Origin of the sequence: Pelosinus fermentans DSM 17108 (genome assembly GCF_000271485.2) — a bacterium.
Lineage (GTDB): Bacteria > Bacillota > Negativicutes > DSM-13327 > DSM-13327 > Pelosinus > Pelosinus fermentans.
Genome location: NZ_AKVN02000001.1, coordinates 2047291 through 2070946, shown reverse-complemented (window position 1 = coordinate 2070946; position 23656 = coordinate 2047291). Strand labels below are relative to the sequence as shown.

Annotated in this window: 22 protein-coding genes, 1 riboswitch and 1 other annotated feature; of the genes, 4 read left to right on the top strand and 18 right to left on the bottom strand. The window is 38.5% G+C overall.

Annotation, left to right across the window (positions count from 1 at the left end):
• Window positions 1-24 precede the first annotated feature (24 nt).
• The 4 genes from FR7_RS09275 to FR7_RS09260 all read right to left on the bottom strand — a co-directional run bounded on the left by FR7_RS09275 (window position 25) and on the right by FR7_RS09260 (window position 5740).
• On the bottom strand, window positions 25-1740 hold the full coding sequence (locus tag FR7_RS09275; protein WP_007936345.1) for a methyl-accepting chemotaxis protein: 1716 nt from the start codon (window positions 1738-1740) through the stop codon (window positions 25-27).
• A gap of 43 nt (window positions 1741-1783) precedes the next feature.
• Window positions 1784-2365, bottom strand: coding sequence for an HD-GYP domain-containing protein (locus FR7_RS09270; protein ID WP_007936344.1), 582 nt, complete (start codon window positions 2363-2365; stop codon window positions 1784-1786).
• Between the two features lie 397 nt (window positions 2366-2762).
• Window positions 2763-4436: a ribonuclease J gene (locus FR7_RS09265; RefSeq protein ID WP_007936343.1), complete on the bottom strand. Its 1674-nt coding sequence runs from the start codon at window positions 4434-4436 to the stop codon at window positions 2763-2765.
• Between the two features lie 230 nt (window positions 4437-4666).
• Window positions 4667-5740 (bottom strand): sugar diacid recognition domain-containing protein, encoded by a 1074-nt coding sequence (locus tag FR7_RS09260; protein WP_007936340.1) that lies wholly within the window; start codon window positions 5738-5740, stop codon window positions 4667-4669.
• A 152-nt stretch (window positions 5741-5892) separates the two neighbouring features.
• A riboswitch (Lysine riboswitch) is annotated at window positions 5893-6065 on the top strand.
• An 86-nt stretch (window positions 6066-6151) separates the two neighbouring features.
• On the opposite strand from FR7_RS09260, the gene FR7_RS09255 reads away from it, so the two are divergent.
• Together FR7_RS09255 and FR7_RS09250 are read left to right on the top strand one after the other, a co-directional pair.
• Window positions 6152-7579 (top strand): amino acid permease, encoded by a 1428-nt coding sequence (locus FR7_RS09255; RefSeq protein WP_007936338.1) that lies wholly within the window; start codon window positions 6152-6154, stop codon window positions 7577-7579.
• A gap of 190 nt (window positions 7580-7769) precedes the next feature.
• The gene (locus tag FR7_RS09250) at window positions 7770-8726 is read left to right on the top strand and encodes a metal-dependent hydrolase (protein WP_007936336.1); all 957 of its coding nucleotides are present in this window, start codon (window positions 7770-7772) and stop codon (window positions 8724-8726) included.
• Window positions 8727-8798: 72 nt separating this feature from the next.
• Here the strand turns inward: FR7_RS09250 and FR7_RS09245 are convergent, their stop codons facing one another.
• On the bottom strand, window positions 8799-9218 hold the full coding sequence (locus FR7_RS09245; protein ID WP_007936329.1) for a bacteriohemerythrin: 420 nt from the start codon (window positions 9216-9218) through the stop codon (window positions 8799-8801).
• 383 nt (window positions 9219-9601) lie between these two features.
• On the opposite strand from FR7_RS09245, the gene FR7_RS09240 reads away from it, so the two are divergent.
• Window positions 9602-9898, top strand: coding sequence for a zinc-ribbon domain containing protein (locus tag FR7_RS09240; RefSeq protein WP_007936327.1), 297 nt, complete (start codon window positions 9602-9604; stop codon window positions 9896-9898).
• A gap of 68 nt (window positions 9899-9966) precedes the next feature.
• On the opposite strand, the gene FR7_RS09235 is transcribed toward FR7_RS09240, so the two are convergent.
• The 3 genes from FR7_RS09235 to FR7_RS09225 form a co-directional block, all read right to left on the bottom strand.
• Entirely contained in the window at window positions 9967-10854 is an 888-nt protein-coding gene (locus FR7_RS09235) for a DMT family transporter (protein WP_007936326.1), read from the bottom strand.
• A 416-nt stretch (window positions 10855-11270) separates the two neighbouring features.
• Window positions 11271-11909, bottom strand: a complete 639-nt coding sequence (locus FR7_RS09230) for an RNA polymerase sigma factor (RefSeq protein WP_007936322.1) — start codon at window positions 11907-11909, stop codon at window positions 11271-11273.
• Window positions 11910-11966: 57 nt separating this feature from the next.
• Window positions 11967-13181, bottom strand: a complete 1215-nt coding sequence (locus FR7_RS09225; protein WP_017531341.1) for an MFS transporter — start codon at window positions 13179-13181, stop codon at window positions 11967-11969.
• A 181-nt stretch (window positions 13182-13362) separates the two neighbouring features.
• Between FR7_RS09225 and FR7_RS09220 the strand changes: the two genes are divergently transcribed.
• A complete protein-coding gene (locus tag FR7_RS09220) occupies window positions 13363-14238 on the top strand; it encodes a LysR family transcriptional regulator (protein ID WP_007936320.1) in 876 nt (291 codons plus the stop codon).
• Between the two features lie 88 nt (window positions 14239-14326).
• On the opposite strand, the gene FR7_RS09215 is transcribed toward FR7_RS09220, so the two are convergent.
• The 10 genes from FR7_RS09215 to trpD all read right to left on the bottom strand — a co-directional run bounded on the left by FR7_RS09215 (window position 14327) and on the right by trpD (window position 23008).
• Entirely contained in the window at window positions 14327-15091 is a 765-nt protein-coding gene (locus tag FR7_RS09215) for a DUF4931 domain-containing protein (RefSeq protein ID WP_007936319.1), read from the bottom strand.
• 90 nt (window positions 15092-15181) lie between these two features.
• On the bottom strand, window positions 15182-15640 hold the full coding sequence (locus FR7_RS09210) for a GNAT family N-acetyltransferase (protein WP_007936317.1): 459 nt from the start codon (window positions 15638-15640) through the stop codon (window positions 15182-15184).
• 22 nt (window positions 15641-15662) lie between these two features.
• The gene (gene pheA, locus FR7_RS09205) at window positions 15663-16523 is read right to left on the bottom strand and encodes a prephenate dehydratase (RefSeq protein ID WP_007936315.1); all 861 of its coding nucleotides are present in this window, start codon (window positions 16521-16523) and stop codon (window positions 15663-15665) included.
• Window positions 16524-16546: 23 nt separating this feature from the next.
• Window positions 16547-17110: an anthranilate synthase component II gene (locus tag FR7_RS09200; protein WP_007936313.1), complete on the bottom strand. Its 564-nt coding sequence runs from the start codon at window positions 17108-17110 to the stop codon at window positions 16547-16549.
• Window positions 17094-18587 carry an anthranilate synthase component I gene (gene trpE / locus FR7_RS09195; RefSeq protein ID WP_007936311.1) on the bottom strand — a complete coding sequence of 498 codons (1494 nt, stop codon included), beginning with the start codon at window positions 18585-18587 and terminating at the stop codon, window positions 17094-17096. Before trpE ends, FR7_RS09200 begins: the two co-directional genes overlap by 17 nt.
• A complete protein-coding gene (gene trpA, locus FR7_RS09190) occupies window positions 18588-19379 on the bottom strand; it encodes a tryptophan synthase subunit alpha (RefSeq protein WP_007936309.1) in 792 nt (263 codons plus the stop codon). It abuts the gene before it with no gap.
• Window positions 19379-20560 (bottom strand): tryptophan synthase subunit beta, encoded by a 1182-nt coding sequence (trpB, locus tag FR7_RS09185; protein WP_007936307.1) that lies wholly within the window; start codon window positions 20558-20560, stop codon window positions 19379-19381. Before trpB ends, trpA begins: the two co-directional genes overlap by 1 nt.
• A gap of 30 nt (window positions 20561-20590) precedes the next feature.
• Window positions 20591-21361, bottom strand: a complete 771-nt coding sequence (gene trpC / locus FR7_RS09180) for an indole-3-glycerol phosphate synthase TrpC (protein ID WP_007936302.1) — start codon at window positions 21359-21361, stop codon at window positions 20591-20593.
• Window positions 21351-21923: a phosphoribosylanthranilate isomerase gene (locus tag FR7_RS09175; RefSeq protein WP_337453696.1), complete on the bottom strand. Its 573-nt coding sequence runs from the start codon at window positions 21921-21923 to the stop codon at window positions 21351-21353. Before FR7_RS09175 ends, trpC begins: the two co-directional genes overlap by 11 nt.
• A gap of 47 nt (window positions 21924-21970) precedes the next feature.
• Window positions 21971-23008: an anthranilate phosphoribosyltransferase gene (gene trpD / locus FR7_RS09170; protein WP_007936299.1), complete on the bottom strand. Its 1038-nt coding sequence runs from the start codon at window positions 23006-23008 to the stop codon at window positions 21971-21973.
• Between the two features lie 55 nt (window positions 23009-23063).
• Window positions 23064-23325: a binding site (T-box leader), on the bottom strand.
• Window positions 23326-23656: the final 331 nt, after the last annotated feature.

Genomic DNA, 23656 nt, shown 5'->3' with positions numbered 1-23656 from the left:
GCTATACTCCTTTTGTTTATCTTATTATATTTGGAACTTGTTAACTTCTCCCTGCAAATCCATTGCTAATTTAGCCAACGCCTGACTAGAGGATGCGATTTCTTCCATAGATGCTGCTTGTTCCTCTGTTGCAGCTGATACTGCCTGGGCTTCTCCCGATGCTTTCTTACTCAAATCATCCATACGTTTCACAGAGCTTACAATTTGCTGACTGCCAATGGCCATCTGCTCAATCGCCGAAGAGATCTCTTTAATCTGAGAAGACACATGAGTAACCAACTTCGCAATTTCTTGGAAAGCCAGGCCAGAAGTATTAACAATTTCTGTTCCTAATTTTACTTCTCTAGTGCCTTCCCCCATGGCAACTACCGCCTTATTCGTATCCCCTTGAATCTCGCTAATAAGGGTAGCTATTTGTTTAGCCGCATCCTGGGATTGTTCAGCTAACTTTCGTACTTCCTCTGCTACAACAGCAAAACCTCGCCCTTGTTCTCCCGCCCGGGCAGCTTCAATAGCAGCATTTAGAGCCAGCAAATTGGTTTGACCGGCAATACCGGAAATCGTATCTACGATTTGTCCTATTTCAATTGACCGCTCACCAAGTTTCGCTACGACTTCTGCAGAAGTACTAACTGTTTTTTCTATGTATACCATTTGCTTTACCGCTTTATCCACCGATATATTGCCTTCATTTGCCTTATCAGCTGCCATCGCTGATTGCTCCGATACTTCATTCGCATTCGCAGCAATTTGCTGAACGCTGGCAGACATCTGCTGCATTACAGCAGATGTATCATCGGCAGCAGCCATCTGTTCTTCCATTCCTTGTGCCACATCCGTAATCGATCCGGCAATCTGATTTGACGCTTGAGCAGATTGATCCGCGCTAGCTGTCAATTCTTCTGAGGAAGCTGCCACTTGCTCCACAGATACATTGACCTGCTTCATAAGAGAACGAAGACTACCCTGGATTTTAAACAAAGCATCTGATAGTTGTCCAATTTCATCTTCTCTCACAAAGGTGCGAGGTTTATCGCGAAAATCACCAGCTGCTAATTCTCCGCAAATTAATACCATCTCATTTAAAGGCTTCGTTATAATTCTTGTAATATATAATCCGCTTACGCCCAATATGATGAGTGATAACACCATAATAGCAATCGTAATCTGAGTCGCCTTTTTGAAAGATAGCTGATTTTCATTATTCATTTGTTCTGACAAACTACTATAATAATCAGAAAGGTTGTATAATTGTTGTAAAAGTTCATTTGCTAGCGGATCTACACTCGTAACATATAAGACATAGGCTTCCGCATTTTTATTTTGCATAGACAATTCAGATGTTTGTTTTCTGGCTTCACGGTATTTTTGCATAGTCGTTTTTATTTGATTTAACAGCTCACTACTTTTTACATCCAAATTCGCTTTTTCAATTTCTGCAAGATTTGTATTTGTCTTTTCTGTTACCTCAACCAAAATTTTTCTTAATTCCTGATTCTTATTGTCATTCGTTGCCAGCATCAATTCCAAAGTTGCAGCATCACCTTTTCGGACTTCTGCACGAGTCTCATTTAATATCTTAACTGGAATCAATCGCTCCTTATACATACTATTCATATCAATATTAGATTCCTGAAGGAAATAATATCCTGTATAACCACTAACGCCTAAAGATAATAAAGATATAATAATTAAAACACCTAATTTAAACACGACTTTCATATTATCAAAAATTTCCAACTTCCTTGCTCCTTCTCAAATTTATTTTGGTTCGCCACTATTTTCAATTCCTTATCCGCAAAAAAACATCTACTAAATAAGGATCAAAATGCTTATCCTTTCCTTCATCGATAATTTTTTTTGCTTCCTTTTGAGTCATTGCTTTATGATAGACTCGATTTGAGGTAATGGCCTCATACACATCTGCAATAGATAATATTCTTGCTACCAAAGGTATTTCATCACCTGCCTTTCCGCGGGGATATCCAGTACCATCATATCTTTCATGATGAAAAAGAATAGCTTCTGCTAAATTTTCTAATTTGTGCAAGGGATCTATCTTTTTCAGTAGATGATATCCATTTTCAGGATGCTGCTTTATAATCTCAAATTCATGTTTTGTTAGTTTTTCTGGTTTATTTAAAATTTTTTTAGGAATTATTATCTTTCCGATGTCATGAAGTAAAGCCGCCGCTGACATTAGTTGGATGATCTGAAATGAAAGACCAAGCCTTACTGCAAATCCAACTGCAAGTTTCTTAACTCTACAAGAATGTTTGGCGGTTGAGAGATTATAATTGACTATCAATTGAAATAGACAGGCTATTGCCTCAGACTTTGGAAGAATAGTAGCGTTATTGGGCATGCAGACCTCCTAAAAATACAAGGCTAATGTAACACAATTTACTTATGTTACATTAGCTTTGTATTTTCAGAAGATAGATTTAGTATAATTCTCACTTATTTAAAAGCAATTTTAACTATTTTCTAAGAATAATAAAAAATATTTCATATTACAAAAAAAATAAAGTCGTAAAAGAAGGAAAAAACATGAAAAATGACGTAATATATCAAAATTAGGCATATCAAGGTAACATAAGTAAATTATGTTACCTTGATATGCCTAATTTTTTCTTTTTAAAATATGATGTTCATCAATAAAAATAATATAAACATTTTTATCGATGAAGCATTTTTACTAATAAAGAAGGAAGCCTGCTTTAGGCTTCCTTCTTTATTAGTAACTACAATGACACTTTTGGTTATACTTCCATAATAATGGGTAAAATCATGGGGCTGCGGCGAGTCTTCTCATATACAAACTTACTTAAAGCATCCCGCACACTGCCTTTTATCGATGCCCATTCTATCACTTTATTCGCTTCGCAATTAGCCAAAACCTGTTTGACTTTTTGTTTGGCTTCAACCATTAATTGTCCTGACTCTCGAACATAAACAAATCCCCGAGAAACGAGATCCGGTCCAGCCACAACACAACCACTTTCTTTGTCCATGGTTATGACAACGATAAGTACACCGTCCTGAGATAATTTACTTCGATCTCTCATAACAATGTTACCCACATCACCTACACCTAAACCATCAACAAATACTTTTCCTGAAGTTACCTTGCCAGCCAATTTTCCTGTTATAGTGCCGGCATCTTTACTAAACTCAAAGACCTGTCCATTACTGCCAATAAAAATATTCTCTTTGGCAACGCCCAAGTCTTGAGCAAGCTTTCCATGGCTCATCAACATTCGATACTCTCCATGCACTGGAATGAAATATTGAGGCCGCACCAAAGTCAGCATCAATTTCAATTCTTCTTGACTGGCATGTCCAGAAACATGAATACCTGCAGAACGTTCGTGAATAACTTCCGCTCCTAAGCGCAGTAGAGCATCAATAGTCTTTGATACTGATTTTTCATTTCCTGGAATCGGTGAAGCAGAAATAATAACGGTATCACTAGGGTATATTTCAACTTTTCTATGATCATTCATTGCCATACGTGTCAAAGCTGACATGGGCTCTCCTTGGCTTCCTGTTGATAAAATTAAAATTTGATTTCCTGGATAATTTTTAATTTCATCAATATCAATTAACACACCTTCAGGAACTGTTAAGTATCCAAGCTCTGTAGCAATATTTACCACATTGATCATACTTCGTCCAATGATTGCGACTTTTCGACCATATTTACAAGCAGAAGTAATCGCTTGCTGCACCCTTAGCACATTAGATGCAAAGGTTGCCAGAAGAATTCGTCCTTTTGCTGCATTAAAAGCTTCATCAAGGGCAAGACCCACCTGACGCTCTGACTTCGTAAAACCAGGTCTTTCCGCATTCGTACTGTCGGACATTAAAACCATTACGCCTTCATCGCCCAGTTCAGCAAACTTATGAAGATCCATTACCTTACCATCAACTGGTGTGTAATCAATTTTAAAATCGCCAGTATGAACAATCGTGCCAACTGGAGTTTTAAAATACATCCCTACAGAATCAGGAATAGAATGACTCACCCGCATAAATCCCACTTGAATTTTGCCAAATGTTATCTGATCTCCTGGCTTTATGGAAATCAATTTATAATTTGCCACATTATTTTCCTTCAAGCGGCACTCAGCCAGTCCCATTGCAAGACGCGTACCATAAACAGGTACGTCAATCTGCTTGAGTAAATAAGATAAAGATCCAATGTGATCTTCATGACCATGAGTAATGACAACTGCCCTTATCTTATCCTGGTTTTCAAGAAGATAGGATATATCAGGTATCACTAAATCAATCCCTAACATATCATCTTCTGGAAATGCCAACCCAGAATCTAGTATGACAATATCATCCTCATATTGAATGACCGTCATGTTTTTCCCTATTTCGCCCAATCCACCCAGTGGAATAATAGCGAGCTTATTTTGTTTTTCCAAAAAAAAATACCTCCATTATTTGAGTTTGTATATTTAACTTTGTTTTCACCAATAGACGTTCCGTAAGTCACCCCACCAAGATAAAATGGCTGACTTCATCCAAATGTTCATAAATGAAAATACCCGCTCACAACCCATTACCTACATTGTACTTGATCTTTCTACAATATACAAGCATTCCCTCATTCAGCAGACAATATTTACTTATAATGAGTCAAATTAGCGTTTTTTCAATTTTTTTCTCCCAAAGGAATTTCCACAGAAAGTTTAGTTCCTTCACCAATAACAGATGTAATCGTAAAGGTACCTTCCACTAAGGCTACCCGTTCACCTATGCCGTAGATTCCTAAACAGGTACGGGTATGAGTATTTTTAACCATTTTTGTATCAAAACCTACACCATTGTCCTGGATCATTAACATAAGTTTGTCCTGTCTTTTGTTTAATGATACCCAAACTTCCGATGCCTGCGCATGTTTCACAATATTCGTTAAGGCCTCTTGCAGAATTCGGTATAACGTAATCTCAACTTCTGGAGAAAATCGCTCTCTGGACAAATTACTAAAATCACTATGTAAAGAAATTTCATATTGCTTAGCGTAATTTTCTATATACTTTTTAGCTGCGGCAACCAGTCCTAAATCATCTAATAATACAGGACGCAGTTCAACTGCAATATGATGAACCGCTTCTAGAGTTGTAACAGCAAGGTCACGCATTTTTAATATTTTTTCCTTATCTTCACTGTCTTGTACCTGCTCAGCCAGCATACGCAAACCTACAATGATCGAGGTAAGAGATTGGCTTGTTTCATCATGCAGCTCGCGGGAAATTCTTTTACGTTCTTCTTCTTGTACCGTGATAATTTTATTTAAGAATACAGAACGTAATTCTTCTTTTTCTTGTAATGCTCCTACTAACTTTTCCTGCTGAGCATTCGACTGCACATTTGCCTCTACAAAGCGTGCTGCTAATCGGGCATAAGGTTCTGCTGTTTTTTGATCCCCTGTAATACCAATTACTCCTATACACCGATTATCAAACATGATGGGTACATTATAACCTTGTCGTATCCCCTTTAGATAGCATTCCTCTTCTTTTGTGACATAAAATTCTTTTACAACTCCAGTTCCAAGCATTCTAGCCCCTGATTCATGTATTTGCCCAATCCGTTCTCTACTAAAAGAAGCAATAATTACACCCTGATCATCAAGGATATTTACATTTTTATTTAATTCAGCAGCAACGATATCAACTAAGGATTGAGCAAATTCAGCATCCATCCGTCCATATGTATTGTTCATAATTCACTCCTCCACACAATGACTTTGACATACATTTTTTTATTTCCTTTTGTAGAGACTTGTTACTTTCCTATAGTAAAGGTTTCTAATACGAATCTAGTGATTGACAACTAATCTGATATTGATTAAAATAAGCAAGAAATTAAATATGTTGTGATTATAGAGGCGCAAATATTATCAGTATATATAGTGAGCTGGCAGCAATGAACTATATAGAAAGGAATAGTTGCCGAAACAACAAAAAATGCCATTTCTTGTTGTTGGGCTTGTATTAAATAAATACAAGACTGTCATCTAATTTTTCAGATGAAGTGCTATCTCACGCAAGCGTTAGTTTATTCCTTGGAGTAAATTTTTTGGTTGTGAGATTGATCACAACCATTTTTGTTTTAATTCGATAGGAGGTCAAATATGTCAAATTCTACAGTGAATCTTAAAGATTTATGTCCTGAAAAAGAAGGGCTCAAACGCGGCATGAACTCACGGCATCTCATGATGATATCCATTGGTGGTACCATTGGTACCGGACTTTTTCTAGGCTCAGGCGTAACCCTCAATCAGGCAGGTCCTTTAGGTGCCGTTCTTGCGTATTTAACCGGCGGCTTTATCATGTATCTGGTATTATTGTGCCTAGGAGAACTCACTTCAGCCATGCCTGTTTCTGGTTCCTTCCAAAGCTATGCTTCACGTTTTATTTCTCCTGGTGCTGGCTTCACTACCGGCTGGCTGTATTGGCTGAATTGGGCCATTTGTATTGCTGCCGACTTTACTGCTGCAGGTATTATCATGCACAATTGGTTTCCGCAAATTGCGATTTGGATATGGTGCGGTTTTTTTGCTATTATGCTTGCTTTACTAAACGTCATTTCTGTAAAGGCTTATGGCGAAGCTGAATTTTGGTTTGCGAGTATAAAGGTAACTGCAATTTTAGCATTTATTGTCGCAGGTGCAGGTTTGCTCTTTGGTTTTTCCAGTCATTCCGTTCCTATTGTTGGATTATCCAACTTTAATACAGAATCGGGTTTATTTCCTAATGGATTTCAAGCTGTATTTTTAACTATGATTGCTGTAGTCTACTCCTTTCAAGGTGCTGAACTTGTCGGTATCGCAGCCGGCGAATGCCAAGATGCCAGTAAAAATGTCCCCCGTGTTATTAAAGGTATTACCTTTCGGATTATTTTTTTCTATGTGTTGGCAATGATCGTACTGGCAGGTATTATCCCTTGGCAAGAAGCAAGTGTTTTAGAAAGTCCTTTTGCTCATGTATTCGGCATCTTAGGTTTTCCTTTAGCTAAGGATATTATGAGTTTCGTTGTTATGACATCAGCTTTATCTGCAGGCAATTCAGCCTTATATGCCTGTTCTCGTCTTCTCTGGTCTATGTCTAAAGAAGGCTTAGCGCCAAAATGTTTAGGTACATTAAATTCTCGCGGTGTTCCTGTCAATGGAGTTTATATTACTGTTATCTTGGCGTGTATGTCTTTACTCACCAGTGAATATGCTGCTGATACCGTGTACCTGTGGCTTATGTCCAGTACAGGACTGACTGGCTGCCTGATATGGGTTATTATTGCCTGGTGTCAGCTCAACTTCCGCAGAGAATTTTTCCGTCTAGGCGGCAAAATAGAGCAGCTAAAATTTCGGACTCCCTTTTATCCTCTGGTCCCAATATTAGCTTTAGTCTTGAACCTTGGAGTCATATGCAGCTTGTATTTTGATGAATCCCAACGAATTGTTTTATATACAGGCCTTCCTGCATTATTAGGTGTTTATTTATACTATATTTTATTCTTGGACAAGAAAATTAGCGCAGCTAAAATTGAAGAAAAAATGAGCTGAAAAACTTGGCACGTTTTTTTAAAATTTAGTATAGTAAAAAGTGGTGGTCTCTACTATGAGGTCACCACTTTTTTATTTCATATCTTGAGATAAGTGTATATCGAAAGGCAAAACTTACTATGGAAGTGCACCTGTAGTTCTGTGTTATAATGTTATGTAAACAAAATAGAAAGCTGGAGGCACATTCATTATGGATTCTTTCTCTCATGCACTTGTTGGCATCGCGATTGCAGGATTATCTGGTCATCCTTTGTCCATTTATGATCCGATTTATCTAGCTGCCATTCTTGGCGCGCAAGCGCCGGATTTTGATATCATTGCACAAATAAAAGGAAAATTCTCTTATCTTAGGCAACATCGTTCTTTTTCTCATTCCATCCCGGGCTTAGTTCTATGGTCGTTCCTGATCAGTACAGTTTTATCTATGATTATGCCACAAGCTAATTTCCTTTCCCTATTTGGATGGGCCTTCTCTGGTAGTTTATCTCATATCATTATGGATTATTTCAATACCCATGGCGCTGCTATCTTATGGCCAATTCAAAAAGAACGCAAAAGCTTACACCTTTTAAATGTATTTGATCCTATACTATTCGTGCTATTACTTAGTGTATACGCTTTTGATTTTACAATGTTCACATTATCGTGCTTTACATTTGTAATTCTTACAGCATATATCTTGTTTAGAATGGTCTTGCGCAAAAAAGCAACAAAACAGCTTCATCGATTATTTTCTCAACGAGAAATTTTGCAAATCACTGTCATGCCATCACTAAAGCGCATATTGTTCTGGGATTTTGTTTTAGAAACAAAAAATGCGTACTTGGTCGGACAATTAGGAACCATTTCCCCGGAATTAAAACTTCATGCAGATTTAGCAAAACAAAAGAACCTTTCGAATCTTACTTTACAAGCAAAAAAAACACTAATCGGAAACTTTTTTGCTACCTTTACGCCTTTTATTTATTTTGCAGAACAGAAAAATACTCATTCCATCTCAGTTACAATTTATGACCTTCGCTATGTTTTAAATAAACAATTTCTTCATCGGGCTACTATTATATTTGATCATACTACTAACCATCCCACGACTTCTTATCTTCATACTTACGGCAGCACTACCCAGATCCCTTGTGACTTACACTAAAATTTACAATTCAGAGTGGGAAAAGCCCTAACGATTTATCAAAATTGCTATAAAAGTTAGAGTGAATGATTATTATCTGATTCCCTTATCATTAAAAAATTGTCCATACTCCTTATCACGTACTAAAATATGCTTAGTAATCCATTCTTTAAGAAACATAAAGGTTGGAAAGGACAATGCAGCCGTCCCTTGTTTATGCTGATCTAAGAAATTATTCACTTCGGCTATATAAGATCCATGCTCTTTTTTATGCTCTAAATATTGAGGATAGTCAAGCTGTATCATCAATTCTTCTTCTGCGGAAAAATGATACTTCACATAGTCTAATAATTCAACTAAGGTATGCTGCGTTAATTCTCTTTCTTCTTCCAGGCTTGTACATTCAAACACACGGTGATATACATTATTGAATAATGTCAATAATTTTTTATGATCATCATCAAATCTTTGAATTTTTGTTGAAAAGCCTTCATCCCATTCAAAAAACTCCATATTTCGTTCCTCCATTTTACTTGCATTCTCTTTGTCATTTACCTAAAAGAGACAAGTTCCTACCTGCTCATTATATAATTTATCTGCTAAAATATAAACATTTTTTCTGGGAAAGAGAGTTAAACAATACTGTTTTTCTCTTTTATTTATGAGCAAATTCACCAATTAATTGTTAAATAGAGACTATTTTTATAATTTTTATAAATTTTTTTAAAATTTAGTAAAAATCCTCTTTACTTTTATATCAATTCAGCGTATGATTTAGAAGCACTTAAATAGATCGATTGAATTTCTCATGTTTCTTGTTAACGTAACTTTAACAAGAAACAATGAATATTCTCATTACCTATTTTAGTAACAGATTTTAGGAGGCTATACAACACATGAACCAAGACAAAACTTTAACTTGCCGCGATTGCGCAGACCAATTCGTATTCTCAGCTTCAGAACAAGATTTCTTTGCTGAAAAAGGCTTTACTAATGAGCCAGGACGTTGCCCTTCATGCAGAGCAGCTCACAAACAAAGAAACGGTAACGGTGGCGGTCGCAACAGCAGCTTCCAACAACGTGAAATGCATGATGCAACTTGTGCAGCATGTGGCGTTCAAACACAAGTTCCTTTCCGTCCAAGTGGTGATCGTCCTGTTTATTGCAGAGATTGCTTTAGCCAGAACCGCTAGGATGTCAGAGTCCCTGTCTATGACAGGGACTTTTTTATTTTCTTAGAATTTGATATCTTTATTTAACTTCAATTAGATCTTGTCGCTAGGTACACGCCTGTAACAATTCCCAAGGCTCCTATACACTTAAATAATGTAAAGGATTCTCCTAAGATGAAAACAGATTGAACAATTGTGAAAATAGGTACCAAATTAACAAATACTGCAGCCCGAGATGCACCAATCTTTTCAATGGCAAACAATTGAATTAAATATCCTAATACAGACGCAAATATACTCATATATGCAATTGATAACCAGCCAGCTACACTGGTTTTAGATAAATAAGATGCAGGATTTTCTGCTATTACAAAGGGTATGGATATGACTACGCAAACTAAAAATGTATAGGCTGTCACCATTAATGGTGATAAACAATACTTCTGCATATAAGAACGGCTTAAAAGAGCATACAATGCCCAACTAAAAACAGCGCTAAACATGAGCATATCCCCAAGATTAAAATTAAACGTAGAAATCAGCAGCCAATCTGCATTCGTTACAATCAAAAAGACACCTGAAAAAGAAAAGATAATACCAATTAAACGTTTTGGTGTCATATGTTCTTTGAAGAATAAAACCGCCATAAGAGTTGTCAATACGGGATTGGTTGCACCAATCAAGGAAGAATTAATTGCTGTAGTGTATTGTAATGCACTAAAAAATAAGACATGATAAAAAAAAGTACCTATAATCCCTAATATAGTAAGAGGCAGCCACTGATTTCTTTTTGGTAACCATTTCTCCCTCTCCCTACTATATAACAAAAAGAATATAAACGGCAATGCCAGCAAGAAACGGAAAAAGGTCAGGGCAAAGGGCGGAAATTGCAGTACTGCGATTTTCCCTGTTATAAATGCACCCGACCAGAAAAGGGCTGTAAAGACCATTAATAGACAAACTTTATTTTCAGACATTCATAGCCTCCTTATCGTATTTCTTGCAGAATTATTTTACTACTCTTAATAAAGGGTTTTACTCTCGCCTGCCTTTATACTAAAATAGTAATAGAATCATAGGGAGGGAGTTTTTTATATGGCTGGCTGTAATGAACAAAATTGTACCTGTCCAAAGGCAGATTGCGAACGCCACGGTAAATGCTGTGAGTGCATCAATTTCCATCGTAAAAAAGAAAATCTTGTATATTGTTTACGAAAATTAGGAACGAAGAATTAATTATATTTTATGTAAAGAAATAAGAAGGCTTTTACTAAAGACTAGTAAAAGCCTTCTTATTCTTTATATGTATGAATATACAGTACAATGATTGCAAAACCTCCTCATACCGGATAGTCTTCCATACCTGGATATCATTTGTGAATTACTGTAAAGCTTATCGTAAATGACCAGAAGAATTAACAGAAAACGTTCCGACCCCTTCCATTCCTTTAACGGAGAATCCTTTACTGATAATATTACGCAAGGCTGCCCTACTGCGATGAAGGCGGGACTTGACCGCATTGATATTAATATTTAGGATTTGTGCAATTTCTGAACTTGAAATCCCTTCAATATCATGTAAAACAAGGAGAATCCTCTGGTTTTCGGGCAATTTTAAAATAGCCTGCTGAACCAAGTACTGCTTATACTTAACCTCACACATTCTATCCGGATCTTCATTTGGCTGCTCTATGGGCAACATCATCGAATGGTATAAACTCTCATCCCATTCTACCTGATTTGCAGTTTGATTCCTTTTTTTGCGAAAATTAAAGCAGACATTTGAACCTAAGCGATACACCCAAGTGTATAAACTGGACTTTTCCTTAAAATTATGCATAGATCGATTTACCTGGTATAGAATTTCTTGCAAAGCATCCATCGCATCATCATGATTTCCCAGCATTTTATATGCTAAAGCATATAATCTAGCTTGGTATTGATTTATAAACAGCTGTAGTGCTTGATCCTGGTCACCTTGCCGATAGGATGAAAGGATCTCTTGATCAATGGACTGTATAATCTCACTCATAATTATAATTCCTTTCCAGGGATTTTTTTCTAATTATATCATCATGTGAGAAATAAGTCAGCTTTGAGCCGCCGAATATATTTTATAACGCATTTCCCGTAGTAATAAGACACCGGAAAGTATCAAAGCCAGTACTAGGGCAAGAGCAATAACAATAACGACTCCCTCCCAATCATACCAAAGCAGGAATTTTCCTCCAATTGTCCCAATTGTACTAGCGCCCAAATAGAAAAAAAGCAAATATAAAGAAGCAGCCTGCGCTTTGTCAGAATGAGCGCATTTCCCTACCCAACTGCTTGCAACAGAATGACTGCCAAAAAAACCAAAGGTAAATAACGCTACACCCACAATCTTAATGGACAGACTTCCATGTACGGTAGTCAAACAACCTAGCAACATAATACCAATGGACAAACACAGCACTTTTGAACTGCCATTACTATCCGCCAGCTTTCCCATAAACGTAGAGCTAAAGGTTCCAATCAGATAAACAATAAAGATACAGCCAACCAGAGTTTGACTTAAATTGTAAGGCGGAGCCATTAAAGAATAACCAATATAATTATATAAGGTTACAAATCCCCCCATAATTAAAAAACTAATACTATATAGCATGAGTAATTCTATATTCTGCAATTTTTTAGTCAAAGCAGCAAGCATCTCTCTTAAATCCCTTTTCTTGGGGGAGAAATTCTGGGATTTGGGTAAAGCAATCCAAAACCAAATACTTAATAGCAGCCCAATTGTACTAATGCCAGCCACTGCAATATGCCATGTAGAAAAATCAGCCAATGTACTAACCATAATACGCCCAGCTAAACCACCAACAGAATTGCCACTAATATAAATCCCCATTACCATACCTACTATTTTAGGATCAAATTCCTCATTTACGTATGCCATAGCAATAGCAGGAAATCCTGCCAGCATGATTCCTTGCAAGATCCGTAATATGAGCAATATAGAGAAGTTATTGCAAAAAGCAATTATAATCCCTAATATGGCAGAAACTGATAACGATATTGCCATCACGATTTTCCTTCCCTTTGCATCAGAAAACCAAGAAACTAATAGCATAAAAAATGCCATAATTCCTGTAGTAAGAGATATTGACAAACTCGCATAAGCTGGTGCTATATGAAACTCTTCCGAAAAAACTGGAATTAAAGGCTGCATACAATAAAGCAAAGCAAACGTAACAAAGCTTCCTAAAAACATAGCTGATATCCCTCGCCAATATGCCGTACTATTCTTTTGTATATAGGTCTTCATACTACGCACAATCCCTTCTAATCAACAATCATTCTCTTTTTATCATATTAAACCTCCAGAGTGTCATCTGTCCAATGCATCATTTTTATATAATTAATGTGTTATAATTATATAAAGATATTTTTCAACGCATCATCTAACTTACATATTGAAATAAACATGACAAAAGGTGGTCAAGACAATGGAATGGCATCAACTAGAGTACTTTAAATTAGTTGCCCAATTACAGCACGTTACTCATGCTGCAGAACAATTATCGATTTCTCAGCCCGCTCTTAGCCGTTCTATCGCTAAACTTGAAGAGGAACTAGGATTTCCACTATTTGAACGTCGCGGTAAACACATTGTCCTCAATCGGTATGGAGTCATCTTTCTGCAGTATGTAGAACGATCGCTCCAAGAAATTGATGCAGGAAAACAAGTTATTCACGATTTAATACATCCTGACTATGGCAGCGTGTCCTTATCCTTTCTTCACTCTCTTGGTTCGAATCTTGTACCAAGTCTCTTAAGTAAATTCCGCTCCAAATTCCCCAATATACAATTTAAGCTTTATCAAAATGCTACCACTCTCCTCTTAGATCAACTAGAAGCAGGAGAGGTTGATTTATGTCTTTGTTCTCCTGTAACAACAAAAGACTATATGGAGTGGGAACCACTCTTTACCGAAGAATTATTTGTTGTGGTTCCTTTCGGCCACCGACTTGCCCAGCGAAAATCTATCGAGCTTAAAGAAATTGCCCTTGATCCAATTGTTACGTTTAAAAAAGATTATGGCTTACGTATTTTAACTGACCATTTCTTTAAAGAAGTAAATCTAAAGCCATTTATCACTTTTGAAGGTGAGGAAATTCTGACCGTTGCTGGTCTTGTCGAAGCTAAATTAGGAGTAGCACTCATTCCCCATGTCTTTGGTCTAGATAAAACCAATGTATCCTTTCTACCTGTTTCCAAGCCTCAATGCCAGCGGGTCATCGGAATCGCCTGGACAAAAGAACGTTATTTATCCCCAGCCGCTCAACGATTCAAAAACTTTGTGATAGAATCTCTTTCTTAACCTCTAGCATAATCAAATAAACAAAGGGCTTCTTCATCCCCGTGGTGAAGAAGCCCTTTGTTTATTTATATCCTACTATTTTTTAGCTTTAAAAATATAATTTTTGTATCTCTTTGATAACCTCTTCCCCACGACTTGACACCTGAGGAATTGAATAACCAATAAAGATCGGCGAAGTAACAAGCCTAGGCATAATTTTAGCAGAAATTTTACCTTCTAACTGATAAAAAAATATATTATAACTATTACAGCGCTTGTGAAAATGATTCAATAAGTAATGCGCTATGACTTGTATATAATCCGCCATCTTGTCTACATCCGATACCTCTTTTAGCTTCACATTGAACTCACAGAATCCAATTTTCGGTTCTTTGGCAAGATTTAACTCCGCCCCTCTGCTTTGATGAATCACAGTTCCATCCATCGTTTCCACTGGGATCCGCGGAGCATAATCAATCGTTCTTAAACCTACAATCTGCATATGAGGATGCCGAATCGTACCTCCGGAAAAAGGACCATGATTCTTAAAAAAGAGTACCGATGCAAATTCTCTGCTTGCTATCATGTCTTGCCATTTTTCCATACTGAAGCGAAATAATTTATGCAAATGTTCTTTCGGATAAAGAGACAGTTCCGAGTGGCATTGATCGGTTTCAATAATGACCGTTTGTAAGGTATCCCGTAAAACAGGGTATTTATTTTTTAAAAGTATAATTGTACCATCTTCTGCTAATACATGCTCTAACTTCTCTCTACAGCAAAATGGACATTTCACTTCTGTATTTACAATATTCTCTGGTTTAAAACTCCCAATCGCAGAATCAAAAATTAAATGCTTCGCCATGTCCACCATATCTATCTCCTATCGATAATCTTAAATGGTTATTATATATATGATTATTATTTCAAGATTATCGATAAATTCCCTCTAAAATTAAATAGATTATCTTATATAATGTGCTGTTAAATCCTTTTTCATTCTAACATGCCAGATACCAGCGTCTAAAAACGGTTCCACCGATAAGGTCACATAACCCAAGTTAGTATAAAATGCTTCTGCACTGCATTGGGCGTCCAGCAGCACATTAGAAAAATGACCAGCAATTGCCTGTTGTTCTAACAAATTCACAATTTCTCGCCCTACTCCACTGCCACGCATTTCTTTACGTACAGCAATACGCTGCAGTTTGCCGCTATTTTCTCCGTAGGATATTAACCGCCCTGTAGCCGCCGCTTCCCCATCCTCAGCGATAATCAGCCCATGTACACATTCATGAGGAGCAGCATCATAATGATCAATTTCAAGATCAACTGGAATGCCTTGCTCGATCACAAATACTTTCCGACGTAAGGCTAAACATAATTGTAATTCATAATCTGTATTGACAATACTATATTGCATATGTATCCCCTCTAATCCTTTCCTACAACGTACATATAGGATATGAACCAAAACTCTTAAACCATAGGCTCTTTTCTTTTACAGCCTCTACTGCACTGCGAACACTATTATTTTCTATACTACCGTCCATATCAAAGAAAAAGATGTAATTTCCCATGCCAGTCCGTGCAGGTCTGGATTCGATTCTTGTAAGATTAACATTCCGCGTGGAAAATTCCTGTAGAATCTCACATAAACTACCTGGACGTTCTCCATTCATTTTGCAAACAACAGAAGTTTTACATGGATCTGACAAAGAATGAGTATCTATCGGGCTATCGCCTAAGACAATAAAACGTGTACAATTGGTAGAACTATCCTGAATATCACCAGCTATGGTTTGTAAATTATAAAGAGCACCAGCACTTTGACTCCCTACAGCTGCATAGTTTTCTATACCACTAGCAACAAGAGTCGCAGCATCAGCCGTACTATTCATAGCTCTTAGCTCAGCATCGGGATAAAGCCGCCTCAGATTATGGCGACACTGGGCCAGGGCCTGGGGATGAGAAACGATGATCTTAACATCATCCCAATGCTCTTTGACCAAGAGATTATGTCGTACTGGCCAGATCACTTCTTTCCTAATATATAAATTAACTTCATGAGCTAAGATGTCCAACGTAACATTTACTGAACCCTCAAGGGAGTTTTCCACAGGAACAATCCCTTGGGATACTTCGCCAGACTCTACCGCTTTGATGGCCACATCAATGCTGGAATAGGTTTTAAAACTCACTTGCTCCTTATTGTATAGACGAAATGCTACTTCTTCACTATACGTACCATGGGGGCCAAGATAACCTATTATCGCCTCTTTCCCAAACCAACTGCTAAGCTCCATGCTGCTCCTCCTGTGCCTTTCATCTACTTATCTAAAAAATGTTCAAACAACCTCATTCCGTCTGGCGTCAACACCGATTCGGGATGAAATTGCACGCCTTCAATCGGGTATTCTTTGTGCCTAAGCCCCATTATCAAACCGTCTGCTGTTCTGGCTGTTATTTCTAAACAATCAGGTATGCTCTCCTCTTCCACCAGCAAGGAATGATAGCGCCCTGCAACAAAAGGCTGAGACAAGCCTTGGTAAATCCCATCCTCTTTATGATAGACATCTGACACCTTACCATGTATAGGCTTAGGAGCACGCACTACCTTCCCGCCAAATACTTCACCAATTGCCTGATGACCAAGACAGATACCCAAAATGGGCAATTGACCAGCAAAGGCTGCGATGACCTCTTTGCTAATTCCAGCATCACTAGGTGTGCCTGGACCTGGTGAAATAATAATGGCGTCGTATTTTCTTGCCCTAATCTCATCTACCGTAATAGCATCATTACGGACAACTTCTACTTCATACCCTAAACTAGCAACGTATTGATAAATATTATACGTAAAGGAATCATAATTATCAATAATTAAAATCATAATTTTCATCCTCCATAATCACTTTAAACAAAACTTTTGCTTTATTTAAGATCTCCTGATATTCCATTTCCGGCACTGAGTCGGCTACGATGCCAGCACCCGTTTGGATTCCCACCCGATCGCCATCAATGACCATTGTACGTATTGTGATGCAAGTGTCCATATTATTTCTAAAGTCAAAGTAACCGACTGCGCCCCCATAAGGTCCGCGAGGTAATTGTTCCAACTCATGAATAATCTCCATAGCCCGAACCTTTGGTGCGCCACTTAAGGTACCCGCTGGAAAACAAGCTGCCAATACATCCATCGGAGTATATTTAGGATTAAGAACACCAGATACCTCAGAAACCAAGTGCATCACATGAGAAAATTTTTCTACTTCAAGCATGCGCTTCACCTTTACAGTCCCTGGCATACTTACACGACCAACATCATTACGCCCTAAATCAACCAGCATATAATGCTCTGCTCTTTCCTTTTCATCAGCAATTAATTCCGCTGCTAATTTCTCATCCTCTTCCTGGTTTTTCCCCCGCGGCCTAGTACCAGCAATGGGACAAGTAAATACATGCCCGCCTTCTAATTTTACCAGCATCTCTGGTGATGCACCAACAATTTGTCTATTGCCAACATTAATAAAAAACATATAGGGAGAAGGATTGACTTGACGTAAGCGGCGATACAAATTAAAAGGGGTTTTAGCCGTCTTTAGGTAAAAGGGTTTAGAGAGTACAACTTGAAAAATATCTCCTGCAGCAATGTATTCCTTTGCTTTTTCTACCATAGCTAAATAATTTTGTTTAATTTTTTCATCATCTGCCGCTGCAGGAGTTGCTTGCGCTTCTGACTTACGATCTGTATTTTGAGCTATCGCAACTGACTGTTGTATTTTATTTATTAAGCCACGCAAATGTCCAACAGCTTTTTCGTATTCTGCAGGAATATCGATACCAGACTCAATACTAGCCAGGTATAATAATTTTGCTGAATGGGTGAGATGATCCATAACGATAATGATGCGGCAGAACATAAATTCGCCTAAAATTTCGTCTTCAGGAATATTCATCCCTCTAATTTTTTCCCATGTACCAACGGTTTCGTAATTAAAATATCCGACCGCCCCGCCGCTAAAGGGAGGTAATTCAGGGATATTAGGAAAAGAGAACTGTCCTAATATCCTTTGCAGTGCAACAAGCGGTGGAGCATCAATTGTAGTAACATCCTGCCCTTTTCTAACTTCAGTCTTTTTACTCCTCCCAAATACCGTAATAAAAGGATCCGCTCCAATAAATGAATATCGTCCAAAAGCTTTACTCGTATCCGCACTTTCTAAAATAAATCCAGGGTTATCGCCTGTGATCTTAGAATAAATGGACACTGGAGTATCCAGATCAACAGATAAATCAGTAAAGATAGGAATCAGATTATGTTCTTTAGCTAAGTCAGAAAAATCAGCCAGGCTAGGAATGATTTCCATCTATTTTCCCTCCTCATCTAACGCTTCACGAATGGATCTGACCAAGCTGCGAACACCTATAACTCCCTCATTCGTAAGTTTCTCAAGAATGGCACTGCCAACAATAACAGCATCAGCATAGCGAGCTGCGGCAGAGGCTCCTTGAGAGTTGCCAATTCCAAATCCAATTGCCATAGGTATCTGACTGACCTGACGAGCTGCCTTTATCACGGTGCCAATCTGGTCATAATTATTATGCTGACCGCCTGTTACACCAGTATTGGAAACACAATATAAGAAACCCTCCGCCTTTTGTGCAATGCATTTGATCCGATCTACTGTCGATGTTGGCGCAATAAGCCCAATAAGAGGAATCCCCTGCCTTTTACAAATATCTTCTAATAAACCGGCCTCTTCAAGAGGTAAATCAGGTACAATAAGCCCATCGATTCCCGCCTTAACAAAATCAGCAATAAACTTTTCTTTTCCATACCCTAATATACTATTGACATAGGTCATAACCACTAAGGGAATACGAGAGTTTTTACGTATTTGGGCAACTAATTCTATGGACTTCGCAGTAGTTGCACCCGCCTTTAAGGCTAAGGTAGCAGCATGTTGAATCACAGGTCCATCGGCAATGGGATCAGAAAAAGGAATGCCAATTTCAATCACGTCTGCTCCTTCTGCTTCCATCGCCAAAACAGTTTCTAATGTTGTGGCATAATCAGGGTAACCAGCTGTTAGATAGACAATAAGCCCCTTGCGTCCTGACGCTTTTAATCCTTGCAACGTTTCCGACAAATTTGACATTATAATCCCCCCATTACTTTTATTGCCATATCTACATCTTTGTCACCACGACCAGAAAGACAAACAATTACCGTTTCATCTAATTGCGTCTTCGGCATAATTTCTTCTAAATATGCCAATGCATGAGAACTTTCCAAAGCTGGAATAATCCCTTCTATACGGGCCAGGCGTTTAAATGCTTGCAATGCCTCCTCATCCGTGACTGCTTTATATTCAACGATTCCACTATCTTTAAAAAAGGAATGTTCGGGACCAACGCCAGGATAATCAAGACCAGCAGAAATGGAATAGGGTTCAATGATCTGCCCATCCTTATCTTGCAATAAATAACTAAATGCTCCGTGCAGCACGCCTGGACGCCCTTCTGTCAAGGATGCCGCATGCTCATTGGTAGTGATGCCTTTACCTGCCGCCTCTACACCAATTTTAGTAATCGCTTTGTCGTTGCGAAAGGAATAAAACATTCCCATGGCATTACTGCCTCCACCGATACAAGCAACAATATACTTTAATTTTTCTATATTACATTTCAGGATTTGCTCTTTTACTTCTTCACCAATGATCTTTTGAAAATCCCGTACAATCATAGGATAGGGATGAGGTCCTACGACAGAGCCAATAATATAATGAGTATCTTCTACATTCGTTACCCAGTAGCGAATAGCCTCGCTTGTAGCATCCTTTAACGTACCAGTGCCACTCGTCACAGGTATTACCTCGGTCCCCAAGAGCCGCATACGAAATACATTTAAAGCCTGCCGTTCAATATCTTCTTTTCCCATATATACACGACATTCTAGACCAAAGAGAGCTGCAACGGTAGCGCAAGCTACACCATGCTGTCCGGCACCCGTCTCAGCCACAATTTTCTTTTTCCCCATGCGACGAGCCAGCAGAGCCTGCCCAATAGCATTATTGATTTTATGAGCTCCTGTATGCAGTAAATCTTCCCGTTTTAAGTAGATTTTTCCCCGTCCATAATGTGCTGTCAAATTCTTTGCAAAATATAAGGCAGTGGGACGACCTGCATACTCCTGTAAATAAAAGTGCAGTTCCTCCTGAAAAGCTGCATCATTCTTTAATGCTTCGTAACGTTCTTCCAGTTCAATCAAAGCCGGCATCACCGTCTCTGGTACAAATCGGCCACCAAATTCCCCGAATTTCCCATTTTTATCAGGCATATTCTATTCCTCCTTATTATTTCAGCTGCATCACTGCCCTTGGCACAATGCCATTTCCTGTGTCATCCGACCAATATCATGAGCACAAACCAATCCCTCTCCTACCAATATTCCTTTTACTCCTGCCTCTTGCAGTCTTTTAGCATCTTCTTGATTTTTGATGCCGCTTTCACTAATTAGTACAACCTTCGAAGAGCAATAAGGCAATAAAGCAAACGTATTACTAATGTCAGTAGTAAAGGTCTTCAAATCGCGATTATTAATCCCCACTAGCACCGCTGAAGTTTTTTGCACCCGCAGGAGTTCCTCCAATGTATGAACCTCTACCAGGCAATCCAGGCCAAGCATAGCCGCCACCTCTAGATACTCGTTCATCTCTTCATCACTTAACACTGCTGCAATCAGTAATATGGCATCTGCCCCTGCCCATCTGGATTCATAAATCTGGTATGCATCAATAATAAAATCTTTGCGTAAAATGGGCAAATCAGTAACAGCCTTGACCATTTTGATATTCTCCAGCTTCCCTTTAAAATGTTTATCTGTGTGTATCGAAAGGGCTGTTGCGCCATTAGCCGTGTAGATCTGAGCTAATTCACATTCTGTATATGCAGTACACAGCTCCCCTTTAGCCGGGGAAGCCAACTTACATTCTGCAATAAGTGCCCATGAATTTTCTGTAATCCTTTCACGAAAACGAGAATCTCCTTTTATAATATCCTTTTCAAATTGGCTAAGAGGTCTCTTACTTTTTTGTATCGCCACCTCTCGGCGTTTTTTCGTTACAATTTCATTTAACATTGGCTTTGCCTCCTTCTGCCCTGCGAGCAGCAATCATAAACTCTTGGATTTTTTTTATATCCTTCATCCCATTGGTTTCGACACCTCCTGAAACATCTATCCCATTAGGAGATAATAGAGAAATGGCTGTTCCAACATTTTCAGGAGTAAGGCCGCCAGCTACCATCACTGGGATATGACTTTGAGAAGTAAAATCCTGCAGCGACTGCCAGTCAAAAGTGATTCCCGTTCCGCCATATTGCCCAGGGGTAAAGCTGTCTAAAAGAATCCAATCAGCAGTATACTCCTTACTTCTTTCTAGATTAAAGCCAGGAGCTACCCGGAATGCTTTAATAACGGGTCTGCCAACAGACTGACAATACTCTGAAGTCTCTTCGCCATGCAGCTGAACATAATCTAACTGACAATACGCTGCAATCTCTTGTACTTCCTGAAGAGGCGCATTAACAAAAACACCAGCCTTGCCGATTCCTTTCACTTCCTGCCCAATTTGATGAGCCTTTTTTACATCGATGCGGCGCTTACTTTCTGCAAACACAAAGCCAATCAAATCAGCTCCCAGATCTTTAGCCCCTTGGGCTATTTCTACAGATGTGATGCCACAGATTTTTATGATAATATCAATTCCTCCTTGTATTCCTGACTAAAGCGCCTTACCTCTTCCAATTTAGAATAGGCAGCTCCCTCGTCAATGCTCTTTGCCGCAATATTCAATCCCTCTTTTATGCTCTCTGCTTTACCAGCGACTACCAGGGCAGCAGCAGCATTTAACAAAACGATATCACGTTTTGGACCGAGCAGCTTCCCTTGAAAAATATCCAGAATAAATTTCCCGTTTTCCTCTGGTGTACCACCACGGTAACCTTCTAAGCCACCACCACTAAACCCGTAGACAGCTGGATCAATCGTATAGGTTCGAGTTTCTTGACCATTGACTTCTGTTACCTGTGTCAGTGCAGTCGTGGATATTTCATCCAGACCATCCAAACCATGTACTACCATGGCCCGCTTTACGCCTAACATGGCAAGCGCCTCCGCCAATTTCCGAGTTAAAGAAGGCTCATATACACCGATTAATTGATAATTAGCCTCTGCAGGATTGGTTAATGGTCCCAGCATATTAAAAACAGTTCGAAATCCTAATTCTTTGCGTGGTTTCGCAGCATATTTCATCGCTTTATGAAAAGCAGGAGCATACAAAAAACCAACTTTCGTTATTTCAATGGATTTACGTACTCCTTGAGGCGGTAAATTCATTGAAACTCCCAAAGCATTAAGAACATCTGCACTGCCGCAAGAACTGGATAAACCATGATTGCCATGTTTAGCTACAACAAGCCCAGCACCTGCTACCACAAAAGCTACCGCTGTAGATACATTGAAGGTACCTGTTTTATCCCCGCCCGTACCACAGGTATCAATCATTTCCCTGCTGCTAAATTGTACCTTTAATGAATGATTGCGCATGGTCTGGGCAAAACCAGCAATTTCATCAATGGTTTCACCCTTTATCCGTAATGCTGTAATAAAAGCACCAATCTGTGCCTCAGTCCCGCCCCCAGACATAATGATATCCATGGACAATTGTGCATCTTCTCGCGATAAATTTTCTCCCGCCACTACTTGAGCCAAAAACTCCTTGAACATAGCCATTCCTCCTTATAAATAAGCCTATAAAAATAAAAAAAATCACTCCACCCCTGAAAGGGGCGAAATGATTCGCGATACCACCCTAATTTAGAAAGCTAATGCTTTCCCTCTACTCAGGTACGAGATATTACATCTGATACCCTAGCCCAATAACGGGGGCAACCGACTCATCCTACTGACGTATTGCGTTCAGTGAGCAGCTCACAGGCCCATTCCATAGACTCTTTGGGTCGGTCATCACACCTCCAGTTGCCTGGTCACCGACTCGCTGATCCAAAGTTCGTATATGTACTTCTCCTGCTCATAGCGGATTACACATTCTATTAAGGCACATTTTATTCAAATTTTGCTATGCTGTCAAGAGTTTTTTTATTTTTGTTTTTTCTCATTGTACAAATGTTTTTATTCTATAATTAATATGTAACATTTATCTATTTTATTTTAAATTTAAAACTATTGCTTGACACTTTTCAATACTTTGATATAATGGAAAACAGTTACTGGAAAATCAAGTATTATCGGAGGATGTTTTTTATGACACATCTAACCTATAAAGCTATTGAACAAAAACAATATTTTTACTTTTTTGGTTGGAGCTACTTTTTTAGCTTCGACTTTTTCGGATGGGAAAAAGTGAATATATGG

Bases quoted from the DNA above. Each gene is read 5' to 3' on its own strand.
- FR7_RS09270 (WP_007936344.1), bottom strand. From the start codon at position 2,365: ATGCCCAATAACGCTACTATTCTTCCAAAGTCTGAGGCAATAGCCTGT.
- FR7_RS09260 (WP_007936340.1), bottom strand. From the start codon at position 5,740: ATGAACAATACATATGGACGGATGGATGCTGAATTTGCTCAATCCTTA.
- FR7_RS09255 (WP_007936338.1), top strand. From the start codon at position 6,152: ATGTCAAATTCTACAGTGAATCTTAAAGATTTATGTCCTGAAAAAGAA.
- FR7_RS09250 (WP_007936336.1), top strand. From the start codon at position 7,770: ATGGATTCTTTCTCTCATGCACTTGTTGGCATCGCGATTGCAGGATTA.
- FR7_RS09245 (WP_007936329.1), bottom strand. From the start codon at position 9,218: ATGGAGTTTTTTGAATGGGATGAAGGCTTTTCAACAAAAATTCAAAGA.
- FR7_RS09240 (WP_007936327.1), top strand. From the start codon at position 9,602: ATGAACCAAGACAAAACTTTAACTTGCCGCGATTGCGCAGACCAATTC.
- FR7_RS09235 (WP_007936326.1), bottom strand. From the start codon at position 10,854: ATGTCTGAAAATAAAGTTTGTCTATTAATGGTCTTTACAGCCCTTTTC.
- FR7_RS09230 (WP_007936322.1), bottom strand. From the start codon at position 11,909: ATGAGTGAGATTATACAGTCCATTGATCAAGAGATCCTTTCATCCTAT.
- FR7_RS09225 (WP_017531341.1), bottom strand. From the start codon at position 13,181: ATGAAGACCTATATACAAAAGAATAGTACGGCATATTGGCGAGGGATA.
- FR7_RS09220 (WP_007936320.1), top strand. From the start codon at position 13,363: ATGGAATGGCATCAACTAGAGTACTTTAAATTAGTTGCCCAATTACAG.
- FR7_RS09215 (WP_007936319.1), bottom strand. From the start codon at position 15,091: ATGGTGGACATGGCGAAGCATTTAATTTTTGATTCTGCGATTGGGAGT.
- FR7_RS09210 (WP_007936317.1), bottom strand. From the start codon at position 15,640: ATGCAATATAGTATTGTCAATACAGATTATGAATTACAATTATGTTTA.
- pheA (WP_007936315.1), bottom strand. From the start codon at position 16,523: ATGGAGCTTAGCAGTTGGTTTGGGAAAGAGGCGATAATAGGTTATCTT.
- FR7_RS09200 (WP_007936313.1), bottom strand. From the start codon at position 17,110: ATGATTTTAATTATTGATAATTATGATTCCTTTACGTATAATATTTAT.
- trpE (WP_007936311.1), bottom strand. From the start codon at position 18,587: ATGGAAATCATTCCTAGCCTGGCTGATTTTTCTGACTTAGCTAAAGAA.
- trpA (WP_007936309.1), bottom strand. From the start codon at position 19,379: ATGTCAAATTTGTCGGAAACGTTGCAAGGATTAAAAGCGTCAGGACGC.
- trpB (WP_007936307.1), bottom strand. From the start codon at position 20,560: ATGCCTGATAAAAATGGGAAATTCGGGGAATTTGGTGGCCGATTTGTA.
- trpC (WP_007936302.1), bottom strand. From the start codon at position 21,361: ATGTTAAATGAAATTGTAACGAAAAAACGCCGAGAGGTGGCGATACAA.
- trpD (WP_007936299.1), bottom strand. From the start codon at position 23,008: ATGTTCAAGGAGTTTTTGGCTCAAGTAGTGGCGGGAGAAAATTTATCG.